Source organism: Desulfurococcus amylolyticus Z-533, assembly GCF_000513855.1.
Taxonomy (GTDB): Archaea; Thermoproteota; Thermoprotei_A; order Sulfolobales; family Desulfurococcaceae; genus Desulfurococcus; species Desulfurococcus amylolyticus.
In genome coordinates this window covers 565,312-572,383 of record NZ_KI911318.1, presented here as the reverse complement: position 1 = coordinate 572,383, position 7,072 = coordinate 565,312, and the positions used below count along the sequence as shown (strand labels likewise).

The 7,072-nt window shown below is 42.6% G+C and carries 8 protein-coding genes; 7 read left to right on the top strand and 1 reads right to left on the bottom strand.

The features are described 5' to 3' along the window. The 6 genes from SPHMEL_RS07165 to SPHMEL_RS03025 all read left to right on the top strand — a co-directional run. Positions 1-1,156: right-handed parallel beta-helix repeat-containing protein (locus tag SPHMEL_RS07165; RefSeq protein WP_084322121.1), on the top strand; the 1,156-nt coding region annotated here is incomplete at its 5' end. 465 nt (positions 1,157-1,621) lie between these two features. Beyond that, complete coding sequence (locus SPHMEL_RS07675; protein WP_156915418.1) at positions 1,622-1,966, top strand: right-handed parallel beta-helix repeat-containing protein; 345 nt, start codon at positions 1,622-1,624, stop codon at positions 1,964-1,966. Beyond that, positions 1,932-2,300 carry a NosD domain-containing protein gene (locus SPHMEL_RS07670; protein ID WP_084322106.1) on the top strand — a complete coding sequence of 123 codons (369 nt, stop codon included), beginning with the start codon at positions 1,932-1,934 and terminating at the stop codon, positions 2,298-2,300. Before SPHMEL_RS07675 ends, SPHMEL_RS07670 begins: the two co-directional genes overlap by 35 nt. A gap of 1,800 nt (positions 2,301-4,100) precedes the next feature. Next, positions 4,101-4,370 (top strand): hypothetical protein, encoded by a 270-nt coding sequence (locus SPHMEL_RS07295; RefSeq protein ID WP_198011711.1) that lies wholly within the window; start codon positions 4,101-4,103, stop codon positions 4,368-4,370. 286 nt (positions 4,371-4,656) lie between these two features. Then, positions 4,657-4,827 (top strand): hypothetical protein, encoded by a 171-nt coding sequence (locus tag SPHMEL_RS07290; protein ID WP_156915416.1) that lies wholly within the window; start codon positions 4,657-4,659, stop codon positions 4,825-4,827. A gap of 103 nt (positions 4,828-4,930) precedes the next feature. Next, positions 4,931-5,206, top strand: coding sequence for a hypothetical protein (locus tag SPHMEL_RS03025; protein ID WP_042667305.1), 276 nt, complete (start codon positions 4,931-4,933; stop codon positions 5,204-5,206). A 98-nt stretch (positions 5,207-5,304) separates the two neighbouring features. Here the strand turns inward: SPHMEL_RS03025 and SPHMEL_RS03020 are convergent, their stop codons facing one another. Next, entirely contained in the window at positions 5,305-5,775 is a 471-nt protein-coding gene (locus tag SPHMEL_RS03020; RefSeq protein WP_051400989.1) for a magnesium-dependent phosphatase-1, read from the bottom strand. Positions 5,776-5,854: 79 nt separating this feature from the next. Between SPHMEL_RS03020 and SPHMEL_RS03015 the strand changes: the two genes are divergently transcribed. Further along, the gene (locus SPHMEL_RS03015) at positions 5,855-7,054 is read left to right on the top strand and encodes an MFS transporter (protein ID WP_042667304.1); all 1,200 of its coding nucleotides are present in this window, start codon (positions 5,855-5,857) and stop codon (positions 7,052-7,054) included. Positions 7,055-7,072 lie beyond the last annotated feature (18 nt).

The following is a 7,072-nucleotide window of genomic DNA, read 5'->3' as shown; positions in this document are numbered from 1 at the left end:
CATCATTTCCGGAAACAACATAGCAAACAACAAGGAAGGCATCTTTCTTGACTCTTCTTCATATAACAGCATTAGCGGAAACAACATAGCAAACAACGTTGGTGGCATCTATCTTGGCGGTTCTTCATACTATAACAACATTAGCAGAAACAATATAACAGCAAACAACAATTGTGGCATCAGTCTTTCCTCTTCATACTATAACAGCATTAGCGGAAACAACATAGCAAACAACAATTGTGGCATCAGTTTTTCCTCTTCATCTAATGACATCATTTCCGGAAACAACATAGCAAACAACAAGGAAGGCATCTTTCTTGACTCTTCTTCATATAACAGCATTAGCGGAAACAACATAACAGCAAACAACGAATGTGGCATCAGGCTTGACCATTCTTCAAACTATAACAACATTAGCAGAAACAACATAACAAACAACGTTGGTGGCATCTATCTTGGCGGTTCTTCAAACTATAACAACATTAGCGGAAACAACATAACAAACAACAATTGTGGCATCAGTTTTTCCTCTTCATACTATAACAGCATTTCTGGAAACAATATAACAGCAAACAACGAATGTGGCATCAGTTTTTCCTCTTCACGTCATAATGACATCATTTCCGGAAACAACATAGCAAACAACAAGGAAGGCATCTTTCTTGACTCTTCTTCATATAACAGCATTAGCGGAAACAACATAGCAAACAACTATATTGGCATCGAGCTTTGGAATTCTTCAAACAATATAATCTATCATAACAACTTCATAAACAACACCGGGCAAGTCTACAGCAACGCTTCAATAAATGATTGGGATAAAGGTTATCCTTCTGGCGGAAACTGCTGGAGCGACTATAAAGGAGTTGATGAGAAAAGCGGTCCAAACCAAGATCAGCCTGGGAGCGATGGAATAGGTGATACGCTATACGTTATTGATGCCAACAATATAGACCATTACCCTTTGATGTGTGCATTAAATGAGACAACACCATCCACATCCCCGCCCACATCCCCGCAGACAACACCATCCACATCCCCGCCCACATCCCCGCAGACAACACCATCCACATCCCTACAATATATTGTAGCTGTAGCGATAATCGTCTTCGTTGGGATTATAACGAGTATGATGATTATAAAACGGAAAGGCTGAAAAACAAAACACAAACCCCCTGATTTTTCCACGCCCCTCCTCTTACGAGGCCTATGCCTGTGGCTGTTCCACTAAGGTTTTTCGGAAGTTTTATTTTTTGAATCAATCTTTGCCAAGCTTTGAGAAAGAGGGATGCAAACTGAGGGGAAACATTTTTGAACCGACGCTTCTTCTGCTTTTGCGCGACAACTTTAACCTTTAGCGTCCAGGTAATTAAAGCAGAACCTGCAACAATCATCGTGCCAGACAATTATCCAACCATTCAAGGGGCTATTAATGCTGCTGGCCTCGGCGATGTTATATACGTGCGGGCTAGAACGAGTTATGAGCACTTGGTTGTGGGCAAGGGCATATCACTTGTAGGCGAGAATACGCTTTCCACCATTACCGATGGAGGGGGCGTCGACACGGCAGTTTATGTCACCGCAAGCCATACTTCTATAAGGAATTTTACAGTAAGAAACAGTGGTGTCGAGCGGCTTAACAGTGGCGTACGCCTCAATGGGGTTAGCAACAGCACGGTTCAAAACAATCCTGGACAACTTTGACGGCGTGCGCATTGAAGCATCATCAAACATCAAAATTCTCGGCAACAACATAACGCGCTCTACAGGGCTGCAAAACTCGGATGGCATTTACATCGACGTTTCTGAAGGCGTGACAATCCAGGGCAATGAGATAAGTATGGTTGCTTACACCACACGAATACGGGACTTCCAAATAACTTCATACAAAACAAAAAAAACTCGAAGGCTATGTCCTCGAAGGCCATGTCGTGCTTACCGGTTCATCAAACAACTTCATATCTAACAACCAAATAACGCGCGTGCGCTTAGAAAGCGCTTCAAACAACAACATTGAGGACAACCAGATAACAAAATATGGCAAAATCATAGTGGATTCGTCAAGCGACACGGTTATCAGGCGGAATATAATAACGCAATCTTATGGTATTTCACTTAGTAGCTCACATAATAATATTATTGAGGGTAAATACATGGCAGAGAACGGTGGGACTGCCCTTAGTATTTCTGGAAGTGAAAACACCGTATCCTATAACTACATTATTACGAAAAATACAAAGTACAACGCATACGGCATCACGTTACCGAGTAGGGGCAACAAGGTTTTTCCAACAACATAACACTTAACCGTGTAGGCATCGAAGTTGGGGATGAAGATAACTTGGTTTTCATAACAACTTCATAGACAATTACCAGCAAGCGAGAGGTGGGGGGTATAATCTTGACGGAGGATATCCGACTAGCGGCAACTATTGGAACACTTATGCTGACGTTGATCTTTACGGTGGGCCGTATCAAAGTGAAACGGGTAGTGATGGTATATGGGACAAACCGTATCTTCTCAGCTATTGCACAGACAGGTATCCTCTTGTAGACCCGTGGACAGGCATTTACAGAAGAATGACGGTAGAGACCAGAGCTTACAAAATATTCGTTAATGAAACGCCGTTTAATGTGTTAACGGAGTCAAACATGACGATAACAAGCTTAGACCTTAACGTAAGCTGAAAAAGTCTGACCGTAAACGCAAGTGGACATATAGGGTGTACGGACTTCTTAAACATAACAATACCAAAACAGATGCTTGACGCCCAATTATCAACAAGCTGGATAATTAACATCGCAGAAGCATCGCCGCTTCAAACACACATGACAGAAAACACCACTCACACCTCAATCTACGTAGCATTTGAGGTGACAAAACCACCACATCAAATAGAATTCCAGGGGACAAACGTGATCCCCGAATTTCCTCCAGCCACAATTCTATCACTATTCACACTAACCGCTTTAATCGCAACCGCTCTCTTAAAGAAAAAGAGAAAGTGAAATCTGGCGATGTAGCAAGAAAATAACACAAGCAAAAAGATTTTATAAAATACACGCGGTTAATCTGTTTTATGGAAGAAGAAATTCTTTTAAAGGAAGCGTCGACCGTCTTAGAGGATTTATGGGGTTATATGCACAGAGGGGTAACCTGTTCTGACTTTCAGTTTGTTGCGATTCTCGGGATCGAGAGGGAAGGTTGAAGATTTTGGTGACGATGAGGTTGTCGGATTTGTGAAGTTTGGGGTTAATGGTATGGGAGTATGCCTGCGTGATGGCAGGGTTGAGCGTTTTAGGTTTAGGCTATGGAAGCGTGACGCGCTTATTGAGAGATTTAGAGTGTGAAAGGCGATTTACATGCGGCTTGGATGTGGATTGACTCTGTTACGATGGCTATGGCCGCTATCGGACTGTTATTATGGTTAGCATCTCTGTTCACATCGCGGATGATTGCATTGCCAACACCTTTTACCGGTGTGCCCATCACCCCTCGGGAGCAGCTCTCTATGTGCTTCTTCACTTGGGGCGTATTTGGTCTTTTCGGTTCAAACTTTTCTTTGTATACATTATAATCGTTATTTTAGGAGTAATTTAATTAATGTCAAGGGATGTCTGCATTTTCGGTCTTTCAGGTTTTATGGGAGCAGCTATTAGCCTAACAATTATTCCTTTAATTCAGAGTCAAACTTTCAGTCTTGAACGCCCAGCCCCTTTTGGCAGTATAGAGTTCTTACGTTTTCGACCAGATGTGGGGCTATTGCTCTACATATTTGGAGCATCATAATATTTGTATCAGGATATTTCGGAGATAGGCATGCGTTTGGTTTGCCTCCGCCACCGCCCTCAACAGAATAGCATAAATCTTAAATATTTTTATTTTTTTATTTAGAAAGTTAGCTAGCAGTGTTACTCCGTGGATAACCGTTAAGGCTTACTACTTCTATCAAGTATATTCTAAAAATTATAACCTTTTTGAAATTTATGATCTTGTCTCAAAAGACATAAGTGATTGGACAGGCAAAAGCTCAGTTGATAGCCTATTCTATTTATCAATTTTGTTGTATATAATTAGCATAGTCTTGGCGCTCGTTGGGATGATAAGCAAAAAACTTCTCTCAGTTGCGGGAATATCTGCAGAACTATCCAGTGCATTGTTTTTCGCTGGGATGAACAGGTTAAAAAATGTGTTGGCAGAACTATTGGGATTGATTGCGGCATTCAATGTTGACACTGGAATAGGCCCAGCAATAACAATAACTGGAGGAATGATCCTTCTATTTGCATCCGCAGTTCGAGAAAGAACACTCACCTCACCAGAGGACCGCGCCAAAAAAGCTTTGCCCCCACCTCCACCGCCACAATAAATGCAATTTATGATTCTTTTAGTGTCTCCTAACAGAAGAGGGTTACTTCATAATGTATTATAAATCAAATAACAGCCGTTAATCACACAAATCAACATTGGATAGTTCCATTAGTCGCTGCTAACAGAAGTTGATATATGTGTTTTTGATGTTTTAGGGATAAGTGGTGGGCGTGTTTATGACGAAGGGATAGACCTCGCTTCTCAAGGTTTTTCTGAATGAGGTAAACGGTATATATGTTAACTTCTCCGGGGTTAGAAGCATTAGGGGTTTTGTTGAAGAGCTGTTGAAGCATGTTAAGAGGCTGGATATGGAGTTTAGGATAGGGTCTGTGTCAATTAGCTGGACTAGACTGGCTGAGGATGTTTTCTCAAGGTTTGAGGGGAGGGTTGTTGGGCTTGATGAGGTTCAGGAGCTTCCAAGCAACTACATGCTGAAGTTGCTTAAGAAAATCTAGGACACCTATGACATAAGACTTGTTTTCACAGGCTGTTTTTCGATTTAGCGGTGAATTTAAATGCTTTTGTTCACATGTAAATACTTGTTTATGAGTGAAGAAGTTGCGTAAGCCCATCTCTGTGATCCGCGCTGCGGTGAGAGGGGCTAGGAGGGTGAGGGTAGCCAAGGTCGTCCTAAGACTGGTCAGGCTGGGCAACGGGCTGACCCTAGACAGGGACGTCGTCGGGACTGTAAACATAGGATTGAAGCACCTATCCACAGATGGGAGCCCCGTGGCGTTGGGCTCGACGGGATCCCATGAGGTGCGGGTGAAGCTAGTGAACCCGCACCAAGGGTCAACCCCACCCACGGAATTAAAAGTAATTGAAACCAATTAAAAGTACCGCGGGTGGGGAGACGCTCTACACTAATCCCTAAAACATTGTTTTTATCTCTTATCACCTTTTCTCCAGCTTAAGCCATTGCTCTATAAGGTTTACACACTCATGGATGCTTCTACAGGTGGACCAGGCCTTAATGTACAGTAGATTACCCAGCGCTTTCCTCGTGTCGTCGAGGTGTATTTCCCTGCGATGTATATAATGGATGCTCCACCCAAGCACCTGCTTTTCTCCCTTAATGATCTAAGTATTTTGAGAGCCATGGATGCTTTATCCGGGTGGTACTCTATCGCATTATAGTGAAACAGCTTATCAACCTCCATTACCTTCAATGCTTCGAGAGTTTTCTCAGGCATATTCCAGCTGAGGGTTGAAGTGATGAAGCCATGGCTTAAAGCATATCTAAGTATCTCTATTGCCACGGTATTCAATCTAACCTTTTCACCAAGTGAATCAGTGAACTCTAACTCGGAGACCCTTTTAAACGGAGGATTGAGAACGGATATGTCGTCGTGATCCCAAAGGGTGCCATCGAGATCCATGAATAATATGATGCATTGATCCATTCATGTCCACTGTTTAACAGTGTTTTTTAAAATGCATAGATTTAAATCCACGCCCCCTACCTATATTAGGGTGTGACCCATGGATGCTTTCAGTAAGAGAATAAGGGTTATCATTGTTTTACTGGCTGCATATGTATTGGTCTACTTCCATAGAACTATGACGGGAGTAATGAAGCCGGAGATAGATTACTACTCGGGGTACTACGGTGTAAATGCTGAACTATTGCTGGCTATAATGTCCTCCGCTTACTTCTACGGGTATGCTGCGAGCCAGTTCTTCACGGGACCCTTGATCGATTATTACGGTGTTAAACGCATTGGATCAATAATGCTTACAATGCTTGGGGTTGGCACAGTATTAATGAGTGTGCCGAGCCCTAATACGCTTGTAGCCGGGCGTCTTCTAATCGGTATATCCGCGAGCGTCGTGTTTCTATCATACATGAGGTCCGCCGCGCTTAGCTTTAAGATAAGCTACCAAGGGAGGCTATCCTCTTACGCGTTATTCGCTGGCAGTATAAGTACGATAGCCGCTACATATCCCCTCCGGCTAATGCTTAATAGTATTGGCCTCTCATCAACATACATTATACTAGCGCTTTTAGCATTCACGCTAGCACTCCTAACATATCTTACATCAAGCGATATAGGGGGGAAGAAAAAGGATAGCTCTTTCCTGAAGCAAGCCTCATTAATAGGTAGTATTGCTAGGAATCCACATAGCTGGGGCGTTGGAATAGCTTCTGTAGCATCATATGGACTTGGATTAGCGTATCAATCTACATGGGGCCAGATACATCTCAGTAAAGTATTCCTACTTGGCAAGGAGGATGTCAGTATTTACTTAATGGTATTGGCAATGGTTTTCGCGGTATCATGCATACCAACCGGCTATTTAAGCGATAAATTCAAGAGGAGGAAGCCGTTCCTAATAGCGGCGACCATTGCATCGGTCGCTGCATGGATCCTCATGTATCTATCCAGTATAAGCCGTGATAGAAATATTTTACTAGTTGCATTAACCTTTCTCGGGGTATCCCAGGGTCTTCACATTATTGCACCAACCATGGCGAAGGAGTACTATGACCCGAAGATATCGGGCACGAGCGTGGCATTCTTCAACATAGTTTTATTCACCGGTATTGCAGTGCTTCAATCAGTTCTAAGCATGATAGACCCCACTGTATCAGTAATAATTAATATCTTGATAGCATTCATCGGTATACTCGCATCAACCATACTGGCCAAGGAGACGTATCTATACGAGAAAATAGTTTAAGCAGGCCCACTTGTTTTT